Here is an 18,882-nt window from a genome sequence, read left to right as displayed (position 1 = left end):
GCAAAGCCGGGCTTTTTTGCAACCTTTGCACAAAAACAGCGGGTCCCGCCGAAAAAAAGCGGCCAAACCCGCGTCGACACTGGCATCGCGGTTCCATCGCACCTAAATCGAAGCGTCAGTGCCGGCAAGAGACGCAACAATGCTTGAAGACGTTGAGCATCCGGACAGCGGGAAAAAATGAAAGCTGATTTCTACGAAACGCTGGGCGTCCAGAAAGGCGCCGACGAGAAGGAGCTCAAGAGCGCTTTCCGCAAGCTCGCCATGCAGTTCCATCCCGACCGCAACCCCGGCGATCATTCCTGCGAGCACAAGTTCAAGGAAATCAACGAAGCCTACGAGACGCTGAAGGACCCGCAGAAGCGGGCGGCCTATGACCGCTTCGGCCATGCGGCCTTCGAGCAGGGCGGCATGAATGGCGGCGCGCAAGGCTTCGGCGCCGGCGGCTTCGCCGACATTTTCGAGGATATTTTTGGCGACATGATGGGCGGGCGCCAGCGTCGCTCGTCGGGCGGGCGCGAGCGCGGCGCCGACCTGCGCTACAACATGGAAATCTCGCTGGAAGAGGCTTTCGCCGGCAAGACCGCCCAGATCCGCGTGCCGGCTTCGATCTCCTGCTCGGAATGCTCTGGCAGCGGCGCCAAGCCCGGCACCCAGCCCGTCACCTGCTCGATGTGCAACGGCCACGGCAAGGTGCGCGCCACGCAAGGCTTCTTTTCGATCGAGCGCACCTGCCCGCAATGCCAGGGGCGCGGCCAGACGATCAAGGACCCATGCCCGAAATGCGCCGGGCAGGGCCGGGTCACCGAGGAGCGTTCGCTATCGGTCAACATCCCGGCCGGCATCGAGGACGGCACCCGCATCCGGCTTGCCAATGAAGGCGAGGCAGGCCTGCGCGGCGGGCCGTCGGGCGACCTCTATATCTTCCTGGCGGTCAAGCCGCACGAGTTCTTCCAGCGCGACGGCGCCGATCTTTATTGCAAGGTGCCGATCTCGATGACGACGGCCGCCCTTGGCGGTTCGTTCGAGGTGACGACGCTGGATGGCACGCAGACCAAGGTGAAGGTGCCGGAAGGCACCCAGAACGGACGCCAGTTCCGCCTCAAGGGCAAGGGCATGCCGGTGCTGCGCCAGCCCAATGTCGGCGACCTCTACATCCAGACCGCGGTCGAGACGCCGCAGAACCTGACCCGCCGCCAGCGCGAGCTGCTGGAGGAGTTCGAGCAGCTCTCCTCGCAGGACAATTCGCCCCAATCGAGCGGCTTTTTCGCCCGTATGAAGGATTTCTTCGAATCCTTTGGCGAGCATTGATGCAAATCGCCCAGCGGCGGAAGCCGGTTTGGGCCGCGAAAATCCGTGACCCGCGCGTTGTTTTGAGACGCGACGAAAATTATCTTATCCACGACATGCGCCTGACCGCGCCTTGCCTTGCGCCGCTCAAGTGTTAAGTACCTTGAAGGGGAGCGCTGAGGAGAGCTTGCATGACACGTCCCGGACTGCGCAAGGCGCTTGCCGAAAAGTTCGACGACGAGCTCAAATTCTTCAAGGGCTGGATCGATAAGCCGAAGACGGTCGGCTCGATCGTGCCGACCAGTTCGATCACCGCCCGCAAGATGGCCTCGATCGTCAATCCGAAATCCGGCCTTCCGGTACTGGAAGTCGGTCCCGGCACCGGCGTCATCACCCGGGCTATCTTGGCCCAGGGCGTGCGGCCCGAAAATCTCTACGCGGTCGAATATTCCACCGATTTCGTGCGCCATTTGCGGCGGCTCTATCCCGGCGTCAACGTCATCGAGGGCGATGCCTTCAACCTCAACGCCACGCTTGGCGAGAAAAGCGGAATGATCTTTGATTCCGTCGTTTCCGGTGTGCCGTTGCTCAACTTTCCGGTCGCCCAGCGCATCGCCTATATCGAGAGCCTGCTCGACCGCATCCCGGCCGGACGGCCGATCGTGCAGCTGACCTATGGCCCGATGTCGCCGATCCCGCCCGGCCGTGGCGACTACAGCGTCGAGCATTTCCATTTCGTCATCCGCAACATCCCGCCGACGCAGCTGTGGATCTACCGGCGCGGAGCCCATTAGGGTTCAGTTCGTCCGCCGCTGAGAGAGAACAAGATGTGGGTGATCTGGAATGGCGCAACGGTGACATGGGAGTTGGAGTGGTTCGACAAGAAAGATGAAAAGCTGGCAGGCCGCATCTTCCTGAACGACTTCAGTGAAGAAGACATGCGTCCGGTTCTGCTTGTTGATGATCCGTCTCTTTGCGGAGGCTACTACCCGATAGATGAGGCCCGCTCCGCACGATTGCGCGAGCTGTCCGATGTCATGATTGATGTTGGCAGGTATGACTATTTTCTAGGAGCGGTCGACACCGGGTTGACCGAACCAGACCGGTCCATCAATCCGAACGATTTCCCACAGAGTGAAGTTTGGTATCCGGCTCCACGATCTCTCCCGGATGCGTTCAAGGGGGCAGAGGAAGTCGCCCCCAAACGCAAAGTCGAATGAAGGGCCGATTGACCCGCCAGTTTCGATTTTGGGGCCGATGCGTTGATTTGAGCCGTCCTTGGCTGTACCTGTCCGGGAACAAGGGTGGCCAATGGCAGTGATCCCGAAAATCCTCGTCTTCGCCGGCTCGGTGCGCAGCGGCGCTTATAGCGGCAGGACAGCCGACGTGGCGCAAAAGGAACTCGCCATGCAAGGCGCCGAGGTGACCCGCATCTCGCTCGCAGACTATCCCCTGCCGATCCTCGACGAGGATCTGGAAAAGGAAAAGGGCGTTCCCGAAAACGCTGGCAAACTCGGCCGTCTCATCTTTTCCCATGACGGTCTGCTGATCGCCACGCCGGAATACAACGGCTCAATCCCGCCGCTGCTCAAGAACACGATCGACTGGGTGAGCAGGGTGCGCAGGGACGGTGGCCGGCCGGTGAGGCCGCTGGCCGGCAAAGTTGCCGGCCTCTGCTCGTCCTCCAAAGGACACTTTGCCGGCATCCGCTGCATCAACCATCTGCGCGCCGTGCTGGTGCGTTGCCAGATGGAGGTGGTGACGCCGGAATGCTCGGTGCCCGAGGGCGGCAGCGCCTTCGACGAGGATGGCCATTTCCGTGACGAAAGACTGCATAAATCGATGGAGCATCTATGCCGCACGCTGATCGAAACCTCGCGCATGCTGTCCACCCGGATCGAGGCATGATCGCCACGACGATGCAGGACCGGCTGATCGTCGGTCTCGATGTCCCCACCGTGAAGGAAGCCGAGCAGGCGGTACGCGAACTCGACGGTGTCGTCTCGTTCTACAAGATCGGCTACCAGCTCGCCTTCGCCGGCGGGCTCGACTTCGCCAGGGAGCTGGCCAGCGGCGGAACCAGGGTCTTCCTCGATATGAAGCTGCTCGACATCGACCACACGGTGGCCAAGGGCGTCGAGAACATCGTTAAGATGGGCATGACCATGCTGACCATCCATGCCTATCCCAAGGCGATGGGGGCGGCGGTGGAAGCAGCGCGCGACAGCGACCTTTGCCTGCTTGCCGTCAGCGTGCTGACCTCGATGGACGAGCAGGACATGATCGACGCGGGCTATGAATACGACCCGCATACGCTGGTGCTGCGGCGCTCGGAACAGGCGCTGCATGCCGGCATGGGCGGCATCGTCTGCTCGGCGGCGGAGGCCGAGGCGGTGCGCCGCATCGTCGGGCCCGACATGGCGGTGGTGACGCCCGGCATCCGGCCCGCGGGCAGCGACCATGGCGACCAGAAGCGCGTGGTGACACCGGGACAGGCAATCCGCAACGGCGCCAGCCACCTCGTCGTCGGCCGGCCAATCGTCGCGGCAAGCGACCGGCGCGCAGCGGCCGAAGCTATCCTTGACGAAATGCGCTCGGCATAGTCCAAAAGAACGACTTCGGAGACAACAAATGCCCAAGGGATATTGGATCGCCCGCGTCGATGTGCGCGACGCCGAAGGCTACAAGGACTATGTCGCCGCCGCCAAGCCTGCCTTCGAGCGCTTCGGCGCGAAATTCCTGGCGCGGGGCGGCCAGCACGAAAAGGCCGAAGGGCCGGGCCGCGCGCGCAACGTCATCATCGAGTTCGAATCGCTCGCCGCCGCACATGATTGCTACCACTCGCCGGAATACCAGCGCGCCGTCGCCATCCGCCAAAAGGTCGCCGACGGCGAAATCGTGCTGGTCGAGGGCGCCTAAAATCCGCCTGGAGCAGTTTTGACGAATCGCGGGTGTGACGGACTGCATACCTTGGCGACTGGCGCAAACGCTCAACGCCTTGGTCATCCACGGGCGAAGCAAGGAGCGTAGCGACGCAGCGCAGACCCGAGGATGACGAAGTTGGGAGGCTTCGGCCAATCTCGAATGCTTATGATGGTCCACCAACGAACGATGAAATCTCGGCCGTCGATAGGCATCCTGTCAAATCCCCGCTGCAGCGCTAATAGCAGGACTTCTGCAGGTTCACGTCCGCAGTTTGGCGCCGCTAAGCAGGGCTCCGACATCAGTACATGGCCGGTGCGGCCCATCGCGCAATCAACGTCCGAGTCCGAATAGCCGCATCCAATCTTGCGAGCCCGGATAATTGCCAGTTGACATGCAGGTATTCACCTGCATATTGCTGTCTCACCACAGAGTGAGGTCGATGGACGCCGACAAGGTTTTCAAAGCGCTGGGCGACCCGACCCGCAGGAGGCTGCTTGACCTTCTGTGCGAGCAGAATGGGCAGACGCTCGGTCAGCTTTGCGAACACCTGGACATGGCACGGCAATCCGCCACCCAGCACCTCGACCTGCTGGAGGCGGCCAATCTGGTGAGCACGGTCAAGCGCGGCCGCGAAAAGCTGCATTTCATCAACCCGGTGCCGCTGCACGAAGTCTATGAGCGCTGGGTGCGGAAATTCGAACGGCAGCGGCTCAGCCTGCTGCACGACCTGAAACAAGAACTCGAAGGAGACGACCAATGACGAGAGAGACGACCAGCTTTGTCTATGTGACCTACATCCGTTCGACACCGCAGAAGGTGTTCGACGCCATAATCAAGCCCGAGATCGCAAGGCGCTACTGGGGCCACGAGAATGTCTCCGACTGGAAGGCCGGTTCAAAATGGGAACATATCCGCGCCAATGACGAACGGACCCTCGAACTCGTCGGCAAGGTCGTCGAAATCTCGCCGCCGACCCGTCTCGTCATCACCTGGGCGAACGCATCGCAGGCCGACGATCCGTCGAATTACAGCCGGGTGACGTTCGGTATCGAGGAATACGACACCATGGTGCGGCTGACCGTCACCCATGACGAACTCGAAGCCGGCAGCGGCATGGCGAAAGGCATCAGCCAAGGGTGGCCGGCTGTGCTGTCCAGCCTGAAATCCTTCCTCGAAACCGGCAGCGGCATCGACATTTCCGCCAAGCCGAAATCGGCCTGATGCCGTTCGATATTACGCAGAACCAAAGCCAGTGGAGAAAGACAATGGCCAAGCGCTATACCGGCGGCTGTGCATGCGGCGCGATCCGCTATGAAACCAGCGGCGAGCCGATCTTCCAGAATCACTGCCAGTGCATCGATTGCCAGAAGCGCAGCGGCACCGGCCACGGCTCCTATCTGACCTTCGGCCGGCGCGCCGATATGGCAATCACCGGCGAAGCGAGCACTTGGCGGGTGGCGGCCGCCAGCGGCAATGAAAAGATCCACGCCTTCTGCCCAACCTGCGGGACGCCGGTCTACCTGACATTCGTCGCCATGCCGGAGCTTATAGCGATCAGCGCCACCAGCCTTGACGACCCTGGCCAGTTCGATCCGCAGGTGGTCACCTACACGATCCGCGGCCATGACTGGGACAGGATGGATCCGTCTTTGCAAACGTTCGAGCGAATGCCGTAGGGGTTCAGGCTGAGTATCCGAACGACCGAATTCCAAGATTCGACCCGAACTAGGCGATCAGCCGGCTTGCCGCGGTTTCGGCCATGGCGTCGACGAGTTCGAGGTCCCATTGCTGGCGGCAATAGGCGCGGAAATCGAAGCAAGGCAGGCCGGGGCAGACCTCGAACTCGATGACGTGGACGGTGTCGTCGGCCTCGACCCTGAGATCGATGGAAAACACGTCGCGCAGGCCGACCCCGCTTATCAACCGCTCGGCGATCGCGCGGATCCTGGCGTCGGCGACCGGCTGGGTGTCGGCAACCGCAATGAGTTCCGGTTCGGCATAATGTCCCGCCGCTTTCGCCGCCTCGCCGGTGTCGCCGTAAAGCGCCAGACTGTCGGCCATCGTCTGGAAATCGGCGCCCGAATCGACAAAGGCGACGCCAAGCGCTTCGACGCCGGCGCCCGCCACCAGGCCGAGGAAACTGGCGCGCACATTGCGGCCGGCGACATAGGGCTGGACCACGACGTCATCGCGATAGGCGGCGAACACACGCCGGCTGAGCTCCAGTGCGTGGCCGAGGTCGCTGCAGCGCGAATCCGGCCAGATGCCGATCTTGGCGCCGAGCCGGTTGGGCTTGACGAACCAGCCGGCGGCAGACGCCGGCGGCTCGACCAGCCATCTGCCGTTCCGTGCAAGCCCGGCCTGCGGCGCCGGCAGGCCGAGCGCGCCAAGCACGGCGCCGGAGCGGAACTTGTCCTGGCAAAGTGCGAACAGCGCGTCGTCAGCGCCGATCGTCTTGAACCCGCCAAGTCTCGCCAGAGCGGGTGCGGCGCCGCCCCGGAAATAGGCGATGCCATCGGTCAGCGTCCAGACCAGCGTCGTGCCAGGATCCTCGCCGGCGAGCACGCCTGCGGCCTCATCGAGCGCCACCGGCGCGAACGACAGGCCGCGTGCCTGGCAGGCGCGGCCGAGTGCTTCGAATTCAGGGGCGAGATCGGTCGACTGCGCCAGATAGGACGCGATTTCGGTGGCACGCTCCGGTGCGTGACCGTCGGCGACCAGACGATCGAAGCAGGCCTTTTCCGACTCATGGACGAGGATCAGTCTTGGCTTGCGGCTCGGCATGAGATCAACGCTTCCCGGCGGTGCGATCGCCTACCATCGCACGGTGAAGGCAATCGGCTCTCGCGAAACCGACACGGCGCGGGCGCCTGCACGACAGCACACGGGCCGACCGCAGAATGCCAGTTCAGGCGATCACCACGCGCGGCTCGAAGCGGCCGTTGACGGGGATGTCGAGCAGGAAGGTCATGCCTGCCTGCGGATCGAGCTGGCGCTGCTTATCGTCCTTACCCTTCCAGGCGGAAGTCACCGCCAGCCGGTCGGCGTTCTTGCCGACGAAGGCCGGGCAGGATGGCTGCGTCACCGGCATCGGGATTTCGCGCAGCAGCGCGCCTTCAGGCGAATAGGCCTTGACCACCTTGCCGCCCCAGACGGCGTTCCAAAGCACGCCGTCGCGGTCGACCACCGAGCCGTCGACATAACCCTTGGAGGAGCGATGATCGACGAAGATTTTCGGCTCGCCGGCGGGCAGGCCGGTGGTTGGGTCGCAGGCGACGCGCATCAGCAGGCCGGTCGCGGTGTCGGTGTAGTAGGCAAGCGCGCCATCTTCGGAAAAGCAGATCGAATTGGAGACGGTGATGTCGGAAAACAGCTTGCGCAGCTCACCCTTGAAAAACCAGTAGATCGAGCCAGCGCCCTTGCTCTCGTCCTTGGCCATCGTGCCGACCCAGAAGGCGCCGCAGGGATGGACACGCGAATCGTTGGAGCGCGTGAGCGGATTGTCGGCCTCGACCGCTGTGTGCAGCGTCAGCGCGCCTGTCCCCACGTCGCGAACAAAAAGGCCGGTCTCGGTGGCGATCAGCTGGCGCTTGTCATCAATGACGGCGATTGCGCTCGCCATCTGGCCAAGCTCGTGGATCTTGAGCGCGCCGGAGGCGACGCCTTGCTCCAGCAAAAGGCCGTTGACGATGTCGAACCAGAACAGCGCATCGGTGGCGGGATCATAGCTCGGCCCTTCGCCGAGCTGGCAGATATGATTGGACAAAACCGAAACCTCGGCCATCACGCGTCTCCGCCGAATGCTGCATCCCAGGCCGTCACCGCCGCCTGAGCCCGCGCGGCCACGTCGTCGACACTCATGCCCGGCTTGTACAGGCTGGAGCCCAACCCGAAGGCCGTCACGCCCGCCGCCTTGTAGCCGGCAAAATCTTTCTCAGAGACGCCGCCAACTGCGCCGACCACCGTTTGCGCAGGCAACACCGCGCGCATCGCCGAAATACCGGCAGCACCCAGCACGCTCGCGGGGAAGAACTTCAGCGCCGAAGCACCGAGCCGGATCGCCTGGAAGGCTTCGGTCGGCGTGAACACGCCGGGCATGGTGACCATGCCGTAGCTCATGGCGCGCGCCATCACCTCGGCATCGATGTTGGGGCTGACTAGCAGCCTCCCACCAGCCTTGTGCAAGCTGTCGACATCGGCTGGCGTCAGCACCGTGCCGGCGCCGACCAGGGCCGTTTTCGGAAGCGCTTCGACGATCCCGGCGATCGAGGAAAACGGCTCCGGTGAATTGAGCGGTACTTCGATCGCCTCGATGCCGGCGTCGAACAATGCCTGGCCGATGGCGATCGCCTCAGTCGGTTTCAGCCCACGCAGGATGGCGACCAAGCCGCGCTTGAGCTTGGGAAAAGGTGCGGTCTGGCTCATGAGGCTGCTCCAATTCTGGCGATCATGCCGTTTTCGCGCGCCGCCTCGACGAGACCGGTACGCACCGCTTCGTCGGCATCGACGACCCGGACTGCAAGCCCGGCGAGGCCGAGCGCCTCACTGTAAAGCGCGGCAAGCGCGCCGGATGCCACCAGCACGACGGGCTCCGCGCCGGCACCGTGACGACGGCTGGCCGAGGCGATCTCGCCACCGATCAACAGCCCGGACAGGCAGGCTGCGGCATCGTCGGCTTTCAGGTCCTGAAGCAGGCCGGCGGCGCGGATGGAAAACAGCCTCGAGGTGACATCGCCGCCTTCGGCCAATGCGGTTTCGCACCAGCGGCGGAAGAACGGATTGTCTGCCGTGACGGGCTTCGGATGTTCGCCAAGCGAATGGCGCAGGATCGAGTGCGCGGCAAGCACGGAAAACAGTTCGCCGGTCGGCCAGGTGCCAAAACCGGTGACAGCGCCGTCCTCGACCAGCACCCATTTCGAATGGGTTCCGGGCATACAGACCAGTTGGCGCCCCTTGGCCGGCAGGCCGGCACCGGCAAGCTGCGTTTCCTCGCCGCGCATGACGTCGGGTGCATCGGCCAGACGCTGGGCAAGGCCCGGAACGATGCGGATGTCGCGGCTTTGGTCAGGTACGCTGGCGGCACCTGCAAGGATGGCATCGAGCGGCGCCGGCACCGTCACATACGATGCTTCCAGCCAGCCCTGGCGGGAGCCGGCCATCCCGCAGATGATCACGGGCAGGGGTTCCGATGCTCCCATCGCCGCCAGATGCCCTTCAAGGATGGTCGAAAAGCCCTTTTGCTGGGCGGTGATCAGGCCATCGTCGCCGCGGCGTTCGGCAAGCACCTTGCCTTGCCCGTCGATCAGCCAGACCCGCATGCGGGTCGTGCCCCAGTCGACGGCAGCTACCGCCGGTGCGTTGCTGGCTGGGCTCACAGGAAACCTCCATCGACGATCAGCATCTGCGCGGTCAGCATGCGCGACGCGTCCGAGGCCAGGAACAGCACCGTGCCGACGATGTCGTCCGGCTGCATCACCTGCTTGATGCACTGCTTGGCGACATGGGCGGCGAGCGCCTGTTCGGTTACCCAGAGCTCCTTCTGCCGCTCGGTGATCACCCAGCCCGGCGCAATGGCGTTGACGCGGATGCCGTCGACGCCGAGCTTGCCGGCCAAGCCCTTGGTGAGGCCGAGAATGCCGGCCTTGGCGGCCGTGTAGGACGGCATGTCGGGATGGTTGATCAGATAGGATGTCGAGGTGAAGTTGATGATCGAGCCGCCGCCGGCACGCTTCATGCCCGGCGCCACCGCTTGCGCGGTGAAGAAATGCGGCCGCAGATTGATCGCCTGGTTGTTGTCCCAGAAATCGACCGTCACGTCCTCGACGGCGTGGCGTTCGTCCCATGCGGCATTGTTGACCAGTACGGTGACGTCGCCATGCGCCTCTGCCGCCCTGGTAGCCGACGCCCGCAGGGCCTCGACGTCGCGCAGATCGGTCTTGAGATACAGCGGCCGCCGGCCGGACTCTTTCTCGATGCGGTCGGCAAGGAGCGTGCTTGGACCATCGGCGATATCGATGAAGGCGACATTGGCGCCCTGGCGTACAAACCCCTCGGTCAGTGCCGCGCCAATTCCCGAGCCGCCGCCGGTGATCAGCACCGAAGCGCCTTCCAGGTCGGCAAAATTCGCCGATGGCATCATATCTTTTCTCTCCGAGCGCATGACCCCGAAAATCAGATCGATTTTCGGAAAGGGATCATGCGCAAATACAAAATGCTACGCGTCCTGAAGGACGCGCGGCGCTGAAGCCAGACCGGCGCGCATCCTAGCCACGCAAGTTGCGCGGGCAAGGGCGAACGGTCGGATTTTTGGGCTAATGTCAGACAAAACGACAATGCGCCGCACCGGATTGCGGATGGCTTGGAGATTGCCGGTCAGATCGCCTTGGCGCGCAGAGCGCCGCGGAAGGAATCGCGGAGATAGCCGAGCGTGGCGTCGGCATCGACCGGCTTGCCGAAAAGATAGCCCTGGCCGCCGGCGCAGCCGAACTGGACCAGGCGATCGGCCTGCGCTTCCTGCTCGATGCCTTCGGCGACGACGTCCATGCCGAGCCCCTCGCACATGGCGAGGATGGCGCGGATGATGTGTTCGGACGGGCGATCGTCGAGAATGGACGAGACGAAGGCGCGGTCGATCTTGAGCTTGTCGAAATGGAATTCGCGCAAGCGGCCGAGCGAGGACTGGCCGGTGCCGAAATCGTCGAGCGAGACGCGGATACCGACGCGGCGCAGGTCCTCGACGATCTGCGCGGCCGAGGCAGGATCGTTCATCAGGCCGGTCTCGGTGATCTCGATTTCCAGCCGGCGCGGATCGAAGCCGGTTCTCTCGAGGATCGCCAATATATGCAGGCCGGTGTTCTGGTCGACGAGCTGCGAGGGCGACAGGTTGAACGACAGGAACAGGTCCTTCGGCCAGCTCCGGGCCGCCTCGGTCGCCTTGCGCAGCACCAGCTGCGACAGCGGGCCGATGATGCCGCGCTCCTCGGCGATGGGGATGAAGACGGTTGGCGGCACGGAGCCCAGGTCGCGATCGGTCCAGCGCGCCAGCGTCTCGAAGCCGATGGTGCGGCGCGTGTTGAGATCGACGATGGGCTGGAAATGCGGTTCCACCTCGCCGGCCGAGACAGCGCGGCGCAGCGCCTGTTCGATACGGGTGACGCGCTTGGCCGCTTCTTCCATCTCGCGGGTGTAGACGACGACGCGGCCGCGTCCGGATCGCTTGGCGTGGTAGAGCGCCGTCTCCGCCTTGTTGATGAGGATCTCGGTGGTCTCGTCGCCCGAAGAAAACAGCGAGCAGCCGACCGAGGCCGAGAGCCTGGCGGTGCGCTCGCCGACATCGTAGGGCGCCGACAGTATCTCGATCAGCATGCGCGACTTTTCAGCCGCCGCCTCCTCGCTGAACACCATCGGATAGAGAAAGGCGAATTCGTCGGCGCCGATGCGGCAGACCGTGGAGTAGCCGTCCATCGAGGCGCGCAGCCGCATCGCGACCTGGATCAGGATGTCGTCACCGGCCTTGTGGCCGAACAGGTCGTTGATCGGCTTGAAGCCGTCGAGATCGAGAATGCCGACGGTAAAGGGCGCGGGATCGTCGGCACGGTCGCTTATCAGGCGATCGACCTTGTCGAAGAAGCGGCGATGGTTGCCAAGCCCGGTCAACGGATCTGTGAACGCCAGATCCGTGCTCTCCCTGTTTGCCTGACCGGTGCCAAACGAAGTTTGCATCGGTGTCCCTGTTTTGTGTCGTCGGAATTTATTGCGAGACTGGCAGCAAACCCTTTAGGAAACGTATCGCCAAATGGATTTTTCACGGGTAAAGCGCATCACCTTCGGGAAGGCCGACGTGGGGCGTGTCAAGCCGTTGTTTTCACGCGCACATCTCCCGTCGTTTGCCGCCACCGGATGACCCGGCGCCTCGCCTTGTCTGCACATGGCCGGCAAGATCAATGCCGGCCTGGCTTTGCGACTTGCTTATGCCAATCCTGGAATGTCGCGATTGGCAGACGGACAGTGAGCCTGTACAGGCAAGACAGTCGTCCCATCCGAGTCCACCGGAGACCGCCATGAAGCTGAAAATCGCAGTCCAGATGGACCACATCTCCACCGTGTCGATCGCCGGCGACACCTCGTTCGCGCTGTCGCTGGAAGCGCAGCGGCGCGGCCACCAGCTGTTCCACTACACGCCCGACCGGCTGTCGCTGCGCGACGGCAAGGTGTTTGCCCGCATCGAGGAAATGCAGGTGCGCGACGAGAAGGGCAGCCACTACTCGCTGGGCGAGAGGGTGCGCACCGATTTGTCGGAGATGGACGTGGTCCTGCTCAGGCAGGATCCGCCCTTCGACATGAACTACATCACCACCACGCATATCCTCGAGCGAATCCATCCGAAGACGTTGGTGGTCAACGACCCGGCCTGGGTGCGCAACAGCCCGGAAAAGATCTTCGTCACCGAATTTCCCGACCTGATGCCGGACACGCTGATCACCAAGGACCCGCTGGAGGTGGCCGCCTTCCGCAAGGAGTTCGGCGACATCATCATCAAGCCGCTCTACGGCAATGGCGGCGCCGGCATCTTCCATCTGCACGAGGCCGACCGCAACCTTGCCTCGCTGCTCGAAATGTTCGGCCAGATGTTCCGCGAGCCCTATATCGTGCAGCGCTACCTGAAGGACGTGCGCAAGGGCGACAAGCGCATCATCCTGGTCGACGGCGAACCGGTCGGTGCCATCAACCGGGTGCCGGCCGAACACGATTCCCGCTCCAACATGCATGTCGGCGGCCGCGCCGAAAAGACCGAGCTGACGGAACGCGAGCGCGAGATCTGCGCCCGCATCGGGCCATCGCTGAAAGAGCGCGGCTTCATCCTCGTCGGCATCGATGTCATCGGCGACTACATGACCGAGATCAACGTGACCTCGCCGACCGGCGTGCGCGAAGTGCAGCGCTTCGGCGGCGCCGACATCGCCAGCCTGTTCTGGGACGCGATCGAGGACAAGCGGAAGTAACCGTCTTCATTTCGTCTTAACTTGGTATTGCAACCGAGCTCTGTCCGGCTGCAACCTACGCGCTCATGCGTTCCTGTAATGTTCTTGATTTGGCCGGGGAATTGTGATTGTCTCGCCAAAGGGGCTCCAACGCCCTAATGGCGCGGGCTCGGGCAAGCCCACATTCGGGGTGGGCAAATGGTGGCGCGGGTTCGCACGGTCGCTTTCCAGGGCATCGAGGCCGTGCCGGTCGACGTGCAGGTGATGATCGCGCCTGGCAAGGTCAACATGCATATCGTCGGCCTTGGCGACAAGGCGGTGGCCGAAAGTCGAGAGCGGGTGCAGGCGGCGCTTCATGCCTCGGGCCTGTCGATGCCGTCGAAGAAAGTCACGGTCAATCTGGCACCCGCCGACCTGCCGAAGGAAGGCAGCCATTACGATCTGCCGATCGCGCTTGGCCTGATGGCGGCATTGGGCGCCATTCCGGGCGACATGCTGGCCGGCTATGTCGTGCTTGGCGAATTGTCGCTTGATGGCACGATTGCCGCAGTCGCCGGTGCCTTGCCAGCGGCCATCGCCGCCAATGCAGAGGGCAAGGGCCTCATCTGCCCGTTTGCCTGCGGGCCGGAAGCGGCCTGGGCGGGCAAGGAAATCGACATTCTGGCGCCGCGCAGCCTGATCGCCATCGCCAATCATTTTCGCGGCACGCAGGTGCTGTCGCGGCCGGAAGCCGGCATGCATGCCGCGGCGCGCGACCTGCCCGACCTTGCCGACATCAAGGGCCAGGAGACCGCCAAGCGGGCGCTGGAAGTGGCGGCCGCCGGTGGTCATAACCTTTTGATGATCGGCCCGCCCGGGTCGGGAAAATCGATGCTGGCGCAGCGGCTGCCGTCGATCCTGCCGCCGCTGGCGCCGAAGGAATTGCTTGAGGTCTCGATGATCGCCTCGGTGGCGGGCGAACTCGGTGAAGGCAAATTAACCGACCGGCGGCCATTCCGCGCCCCGCACCATTCGGCTTCGATGGCGGCGATGGTTGGCGGTGGCGTACGTGCACGGCCGGGCGAAGTGTCGCTTGCCCATCACGGTGTGCTGTTTCTCGACGAGTTTCCCGAATTCACGCCGCAGACGCTCGATGCGTTGCGCCAGCCGCTCGAGACCGGCGACTGCATGATCGCGCGCGCCAATCATCGCGTGACTTATCCAGCGCGCATCCAACTGGTCGCGGCGATGAACCCTTGCCGCTGCGGCATGGCCGGCGAGCCGGGCTATCGCTGCCTGCGCGGCGAGCGTTGCCGCACCGACTACCAGGCGCGCATCTCGGGCCCGCTGCTCGACCGCATCGATCTCAGGATCGAGGTGCCGGCAGTGTCGGCCAGCGATCTGATCCGGCCCGACCGGGCGGAGAAAAGCGCCGAGGTGGCGCTGCGCGTGGCGCGCGCCCGCACCATCCAGCGCGAGCGCTTCGAACGGCTCGGCGCCACCCGCGCCACCACCAACGCGCATTGCTCGCCCTCGGTCATCGAGGAGATCGCCATGCCTGACGCCGCCGGCCTTTCTCTGCTCAAGGACGCCAGCGAGAAGCTCGCCTTTTCCGCCCGCGCCTATCACCGGGTGCTGAAGGTGGCGCGCACGCTGGCCGATCTCGACGCCAGCGAAACCGTCGGCCGCATCCACCTGGCGGAGGCAATTTCCTACCGCATGAGTTCGGAGCGCATGGCGCAGGCGGCTTGACGGGCAGGTGAGGCACCGCTTTCCCAGAGAACGTGGCAGATCCTATAGGGACCATCTTGCGCGCTGTGAGCGCGCCGGAACCCAGCCATGAGCACTCGCATCGAAGATATGAGAAACCTTGGACCAGCTACAGCGCGGATGCTGGCGGAAATCGATGTTCTCTGTGAGGAGGATTTGCGCGGTCTGGGCGCGATTGAGGCTTATCACCGTCTGAAATTCCGGTTCGGACAGCATATAACGATCAACGCGCTCTATGCGATGGAGGCGGCGATCCGCGGTTGTGACTGGCGGGCGCTCGACAGTGGAACCAAGGAGCATCTGCGTCGGCAGGCTCGCTATGCGATCGCGCGGCAAGCCGACCCTGCCGAATGAGCATTCACATCAACGGTGACGTTGGGTCTGCCGGCGTCGCACGGGCGTCGGACACTTCCGGTGCTCGCCTGAATATCAAGTGAACCAGCAGGCCGACGTATCCCACCTGAAGTATGACCATTGCTAGAATGGCCCAACCGAACGCCACCCAGACCGATCCGGCTTCAATGTAGGCCCAGATCGCCACCATGATCGTGGTGGCGGACATGCCCACCAGGAACTGCGGAAAATACATCGTTTTGCCACCCGCTCGACCAGCCGCTAGTTAAGTTTTCACTAATTTAGCGAAATTGCAAGCTTACAGGACCAAGGTGCGCGCCTCGTCACGATGGCCGATGCCTCGCCGGCTTCCGCGATCACGCCATAACGGGCCCCTTACAAATCGGCCATGTCTGCAGTGCGGCGGACCTGATTGTCCGCTTGGCCGGCGTCCGCATCACCCAACGGCCCCCACCGGACGGGCGTCGGCCATTTTTCTCGCCGCTTCACCGGAAGGATGGCCGTTATCGGCGCCCGACTAAGGTCTGGGCTGTTGCATTGGATGTTCCTTAGCTTAGACAATGCGAATATGATTGGGGTTGGGGGTGTCCGCAATGTTCATCGACTACTACGAAATCCTGGAAGTTAGCCCGAACGCCAATTCGGAAACGCTGGAGCGAATATTTCGCTATTTTGCGATGCGGTATCATCCAGACAATCAACAGACTGGCGATGAAACCCGCTTCAGCGAAATCGTAGAGGCGCACAATACGCTCAAGGATCCGGTAAAGCGCGCTCAATACGACATCGCGTACAGGGATAATGCCAGCCTTCGCCGTGAATTGACCGAGGAAGCAAGCAGCACCAAAGGCATTGAGCGGGATGTCGTGATCCAGGCCAAACTGCTCTCGCTGCTTTACGCGAAGCGCCGGCACGACGTCACCAATCCTGGGATCGGAGATGTAGAACTCGAACGCCTGTCAGGCTGCCCGCGAGAACACCTGGAATTTCATCTCTGGTACCTGAAAGCAAAAGGCTGGATAGCAAGAGTGGAAAATGGAACGATCGCGATTACGGTAGAAGGCGTTGATCGCGCCAACTCCGAACACCGTCGCGATCCCGTCGTTCGGCTCCTGGACCACAGAGCCTCCTGAGGCCTTATCGCTGGCCGGAAACCCAGGTCGAAGATCAACCGCCCGATTCAGGGCAGCGGCCTGCCGCTTGTGCCTGTTCAGCCCTGCTTCGCCTTCAGCTCCAGCCGGCGCGCGTGCAGAACCGGTTCGGTGTAGCCATTGGGCTGGACGCGGCCTTTGAAGACCAGATCGCAGGCGGCCTGGAAGGCGATCGAGGTGTCGAAGTCGGCGGCCATCGGATGGTAGAGCGGGTCGCCTTCGTTCTGGCGATCGACGATCGCAGCCATGCGCTTCATCGTCGCCATCACCTGGTCCTGTGTGCACACACGGTGATGCAGCCAGTTGGCAATGTGCTGTGACGAAATACGCAGCGTGGCACGGTCTTCCATCAGGCCGACATCGTTGATGTCAGGCACTTTCGAACAGCCGACGCCCTGGTCGATCCAGCGCACGACGTAGCCGAGAATGCCTTGCGCGTTGTTGTCGAGCTCCTTCTGGATGTCTTCGGAAGACCAGTTCGGCCGCACCGCGACCGGCACCGACAGGATATCGTCGAGCTTGGCCTTGGGCCGGGTCTTGAGTGCTGCCTGCACGGCATGGACATCGACCTTGTGGTAGTGCGTGGCATGCAGCGTCGCCGCCGTCGGCGACGGCACCCAGGCGGTGTTGGCGCCGGCCTTGGGGTGGGCGATCTTCTCGGCCAGCATAGCAGCCATCAAATCAGGCATCGCCCACATGCCCTTGCCGATCTGTGCATGGCCGGCCAACCCGCATTCGAGGCCGGTGTCGACATTCCAGGCCTCGTAGGCGGAAATCCACGCGGCCTGCTTCATGTCGCCCTTGCGGATCATCGGACCGGCTTCCATCGAGGTGTGGATCTCGTCGCCGGTGCGGTCGAGGAAGCCGGTGTTGATGAATACCACACGCTCTTTCGCGGCACGGATCGCTTCCTTGAGGTTGACGGTCGTGCGCCGCTCCTCGTCCATGATGCCCATCTTGATGGTGTTCTTGGTCATGCCGAGCAGGGCTTCGACACGGTCGAATATCTCGACGGCGAAGGCGATTTCCTCCGGCCCGTGCATCTTGGGCTTCACCACATACATAGAGCCGGCGCGGGAATTGGCGCGGCGGCCATTGGGTCCGACATCGTGCAGCGCGATCAGCGCCGTCAGCGCCGCATCCATGATGCCTTCCGGCACCTCGTTGCCGTCGCGGTCCGTTATCGCCCGATTGGTCATCAGGTGGCCGACATTCCTGACCAGCATCAGCGAGCGGCCGGGCACTGTCAGCGTGCCGCCGGTGGGCGCGGTGTAGGAGCGGTCGGGATTGAGCCTGCGGACAAAACTCTTGCCGCCCTTGGTGATCTCTTCCGCCAGATCGCCCTTCATCAGTCCGAGCCAGTTGCGGTAGACGACGACCTTGTCCTGCGCATCCACCGCCGCGACCGAATCCTCGCAATCCTGGATGGTGGTCAGCGCCGATTCCAGGATGACATCGGCGATCCCCGCCGGATCGGTGCGGCCGATCTGGTTGTTGCGGTCGATCACGATCTCGATGTGCAGGCCGTTCCTGACCAGCAGCACGGCATCTGGATTGGCGGCATCGCCGCGATAGCCGACGAATTGTTTCGGGTTGGCCAGCGTGGTCGAGCCGGCACCGGCGCCGAGCTTCAGCGCGCCATTGGCCACCGACAGGCCATTCACGCCTGCCCACTTGCCCGAGGTGAGCGGGGCAGCCTCGTCGAGAAAGCTCTTTGTCCAGGCGACGACCTTGGCGCCGCGCGCCGGGTTGAATTTGCCGCCCTTCTCGGCGCCGCTCGTCTCTGGGATCGCGTCGGTGCCATAGAGCGCGTCGTAGAGCGATCCCCAGCGCGCATTGGCGGCGTTCAGCGCATAACGCGCATTCATCACCGGCACCACCAGCTGCGGGCCGGCAACGACGGCGATTTCCGGGTCGACATTGCCAGTCGACACGCTGAAGGCTGGACCTTCGGGGAGGAGATAGCCGACCTCCCTGAGGAAGGTTTTGTAGGCCTCCATGTCGACGGGCGCGCCGTTGTCGCGATACCAGCCGTCGAGCTTTTCCTGCATGGCGTCACGTTTTTCGAGCAGCGCCCGGTTCTTCGGCGCCAGATCGTGGACGATGGCTGAAAACCCGTTCCAGAACGCCTCCGCTTCGATACCGGTGCCGGGCAGCGCTTCCCTGGCTACGAACTCATGAAGCTCGCGGGCGATCCGCAATCCGGCGATCTCGATGCGATCGGTCATCAGGCTACTCCAGATGAAAGGCTTTGCGGGCCTTTGGCATGCCAGGTTTACCGGGTCAATTCAGCTTAGGGTGAAGGTGGCGTATTTAGCGGCCGGTGACGCTGCCAATCTCCCCCCACGAGGCAGGACTGTCCGGGGAAAGTTATTCATATATGAAGGCCATCTGATTGAGGGAGGATCGGTCTCTTGGTCGGCTCGGATTGACCG

The 18,882-nt window shown here is 63.2% G+C and carries 21 protein-coding genes; 13 read left to right on the top strand and 8 right to left on the bottom strand.

The window, feature by feature from the left end; translation table 11 throughout:
• Positions 1 to 177: 177 nt before the first annotated feature.
• From dnaJ to NKI20_RS27205, 9 genes are all read left to right on the top strand, one after another.
• The gene (gene dnaJ / locus NKI20_RS27245) at positions 178 to 1,308 is read left to right on the top strand and encodes a molecular chaperone DnaJ (protein ID WP_352486114.1); all 1,131 of its coding nucleotides are present in this window, start codon (positions 178 to 180) and stop codon (positions 1,306 to 1,308) included.
• A gap of 170 nt (positions 1,309 to 1,478) precedes the next feature.
• Positions 1,479 to 2,081 (top strand): phospholipid N-methyltransferase PmtA, encoded by a 603-nt coding sequence (pmtA, locus tag NKI20_RS27240; RefSeq protein WP_352608667.1) that lies wholly within the window; start codon positions 1,479 to 1,481, stop codon positions 2,079 to 2,081.
• A gap of 33 nt (positions 2,082 to 2,114) precedes the next feature.
• Positions 2,115 to 2,507, top strand: coding sequence for a DUF7683 domain-containing protein (locus NKI20_RS27235; protein ID WP_352836223.1), 393 nt, complete (start codon positions 2,115 to 2,117; stop codon positions 2,505 to 2,507).
• Positions 2,508 to 2,598: 91 nt separating this feature from the next.
• The gene (locus NKI20_RS27230) at positions 2,599 to 3,195 is read left to right on the top strand and encodes an NADPH-dependent FMN reductase (protein WP_352836220.1); all 597 of its coding nucleotides are present in this window, start codon (positions 2,599 to 2,601) and stop codon (positions 3,193 to 3,195) included.
• On the top strand, positions 3,192 to 3,890 hold the full coding sequence (gene pyrF / locus NKI20_RS27225; protein ID WP_352608665.1) for an orotidine-5'-phosphate decarboxylase: 699 nt from the start codon (positions 3,192 to 3,194) through the stop codon (positions 3,888 to 3,890). Before NKI20_RS27230 ends, pyrF begins: the two co-directional genes overlap by 4 nt.
• 28 nt (positions 3,891 to 3,918) lie before the next feature.
• Positions 3,919 to 4,206 (top strand): DUF1330 domain-containing protein, encoded by a 288-nt coding sequence (locus NKI20_RS27220; RefSeq protein ID WP_352608664.1) that lies wholly within the window; start codon positions 3,919 to 3,921, stop codon positions 4,204 to 4,206.
• A 445-nt stretch (positions 4,207 to 4,651) separates the two neighbouring features.
• Positions 4,652 to 4,972: an ArsR/SmtB family transcription factor gene (locus tag NKI20_RS27215; protein WP_352608663.1), complete on the top strand. Its 321-nt coding sequence runs from the start codon at positions 4,652 to 4,654 to the stop codon at positions 4,970 to 4,972.
• Positions 4,969 to 5,433: an SRPBCC family protein gene (locus tag NKI20_RS27210; RefSeq protein WP_352836215.1), complete on the top strand. Its 465-nt coding sequence runs from the start codon at positions 4,969 to 4,971 to the stop codon at positions 5,431 to 5,433. The genes NKI20_RS27215 and NKI20_RS27210 overlap by 4 nt, the downstream gene beginning before the upstream one ends.
• Positions 5,434 to 5,477: 44 nt before the next feature.
• Positions 5,478 to 5,888 (top strand): GFA family protein, encoded by a 411-nt coding sequence (locus NKI20_RS27205; protein ID WP_352836213.1) that lies wholly within the window; start codon positions 5,478 to 5,480, stop codon positions 5,886 to 5,888.
• Between the two features lie 49 nt (positions 5,889 to 5,937).
• On the opposite strand, the gene NKI20_RS27200 is transcribed toward NKI20_RS27205, so the two are convergent.
• The 6 genes from NKI20_RS27200 to NKI20_RS27175 form a co-directional block, all read right to left on the bottom strand.
• Positions 5,938 to 6,996 carry a D-alanine--D-alanine ligase family protein gene (locus NKI20_RS27200; protein WP_352836210.1) on the bottom strand — a complete coding sequence of 353 codons (1,059 nt, stop codon included), beginning with the start codon at positions 6,994 to 6,996 and terminating at the stop codon, positions 5,938 to 5,940.
• Between the two features lie 124 nt (positions 6,997 to 7,120).
• Positions 7,121 to 7,996, bottom strand: a complete 876-nt coding sequence (locus NKI20_RS27195) for an SMP-30/gluconolactonase/LRE family protein (RefSeq protein WP_352836207.1) — start codon at positions 7,994 to 7,996, stop codon at positions 7,121 to 7,123.
• The gene (locus NKI20_RS27190) at positions 7,996 to 8,637 is read right to left on the bottom strand and encodes a 2-dehydro-3-deoxy-6-phosphogalactonate aldolase (protein ID WP_352836204.1); all 642 of its coding nucleotides are present in this window, start codon (positions 8,635 to 8,637) and stop codon (positions 7,996 to 7,998) included. The genes NKI20_RS27195 and NKI20_RS27190 overlap by 1 nt, the downstream gene beginning before the upstream one ends.
• Positions 8,634 to 9,587 (bottom strand): 2-dehydro-3-deoxygalactonokinase, encoded by a 954-nt coding sequence (locus NKI20_RS27185; RefSeq protein ID WP_352836201.1) that lies wholly within the window; start codon positions 9,585 to 9,587, stop codon positions 8,634 to 8,636. The genes NKI20_RS27190 and NKI20_RS27185 overlap by 4 nt, the downstream gene beginning before the upstream one ends.
• Positions 9,584 to 10,351, bottom strand: a complete 768-nt coding sequence (locus tag NKI20_RS27180; RefSeq protein ID WP_352836198.1) for an SDR family NAD(P)-dependent oxidoreductase — start codon at positions 10,349 to 10,351, stop codon at positions 9,584 to 9,586. The genes NKI20_RS27185 and NKI20_RS27180 overlap by 4 nt, the downstream gene beginning before the upstream one ends.
• A gap of 233 nt (positions 10,352 to 10,584) precedes the next feature.
• A complete protein-coding gene (locus tag NKI20_RS27175; protein ID WP_352608655.1) occupies positions 10,585 to 11,934 on the bottom strand; it encodes a putative bifunctional diguanylate cyclase/phosphodiesterase in 1,350 nt (449 codons plus the stop codon).
• A 338-nt stretch (positions 11,935 to 12,272) separates the two neighbouring features.
• Here NKI20_RS27175 and gshB point away from each other — a divergent pair, with 338 nt between their 5' ends.
• The 3 genes from gshB to NKI20_RS27160 all read left to right on the top strand — a co-directional run bounded on the left by gshB (position 12,273) and on the right by NKI20_RS27160 (position 15,296).
• Positions 12,273 to 13,214, top strand: a complete 942-nt coding sequence (gshB, locus tag NKI20_RS27170; RefSeq protein WP_352730226.1) for a glutathione synthase — start codon at positions 12,273 to 12,275, stop codon at positions 13,212 to 13,214.
• A 177-nt stretch (positions 13,215 to 13,391) separates the two neighbouring features.
• Entirely contained in the window at positions 13,392 to 14,924 is a 1,533-nt protein-coding gene (locus tag NKI20_RS27165) for a YifB family Mg chelatase-like AAA ATPase (protein WP_352608653.1), read from the top strand.
• 87 nt (positions 14,925 to 15,011) lie between these two features.
• Positions 15,012 to 15,296 (top strand): TfoX/Sxy family DNA transformation protein, encoded by a 285-nt coding sequence (locus tag NKI20_RS27160; RefSeq protein ID WP_352836193.1) that lies wholly within the window; start codon positions 15,012 to 15,014, stop codon positions 15,294 to 15,296.
• Positions 15,297 to 15,300: 4 nt separating this feature from the next.
• Here the strand turns inward: NKI20_RS27160 and NKI20_RS27155 are convergent, their stop codons facing one another.
• Positions 15,301 to 15,531 carry an exopolysaccharide production repressor protein gene (locus NKI20_RS27155; protein WP_352836190.1) on the bottom strand — a complete coding sequence of 77 codons (231 nt, stop codon included), beginning with the start codon at positions 15,529 to 15,531 and terminating at the stop codon, positions 15,301 to 15,303.
• Between the two features lie 358 nt (positions 15,532 to 15,889).
• Here NKI20_RS27155 and NKI20_RS27150 point away from each other — a divergent pair, with 358 nt between their 5' ends.
• On the top strand, positions 15,890 to 16,429 hold the full coding sequence (locus tag NKI20_RS27150; RefSeq protein WP_023762635.1) for a J domain-containing protein: 540 nt from the start codon (positions 15,890 to 15,892) through the stop codon (positions 16,427 to 16,429).
• 77 nt (positions 16,430 to 16,506) lie between these two features.
• On the opposite strand, the gene NKI20_RS27145 is transcribed toward NKI20_RS27150, so the two are convergent.
• A complete protein-coding gene (locus NKI20_RS27145; RefSeq protein WP_352836187.1) occupies positions 16,507 to 18,675 on the bottom strand; it encodes a malate synthase G in 2,169 nt (722 codons plus the stop codon).
• Positions 18,676 to 18,882: the final 207 nt, after the last annotated feature.

The sequence above is a fragment of the Mesorhizobium sp. M0830 genome, from assembly GCF_040319965.1.
GTDB lineage: Bacteria > Pseudomonadota > Alphaproteobacteria > Rhizobiales > Rhizobiaceae > Mesorhizobium.
This window is presented reverse-complemented; position numbering and strand designations above follow the sequence as displayed.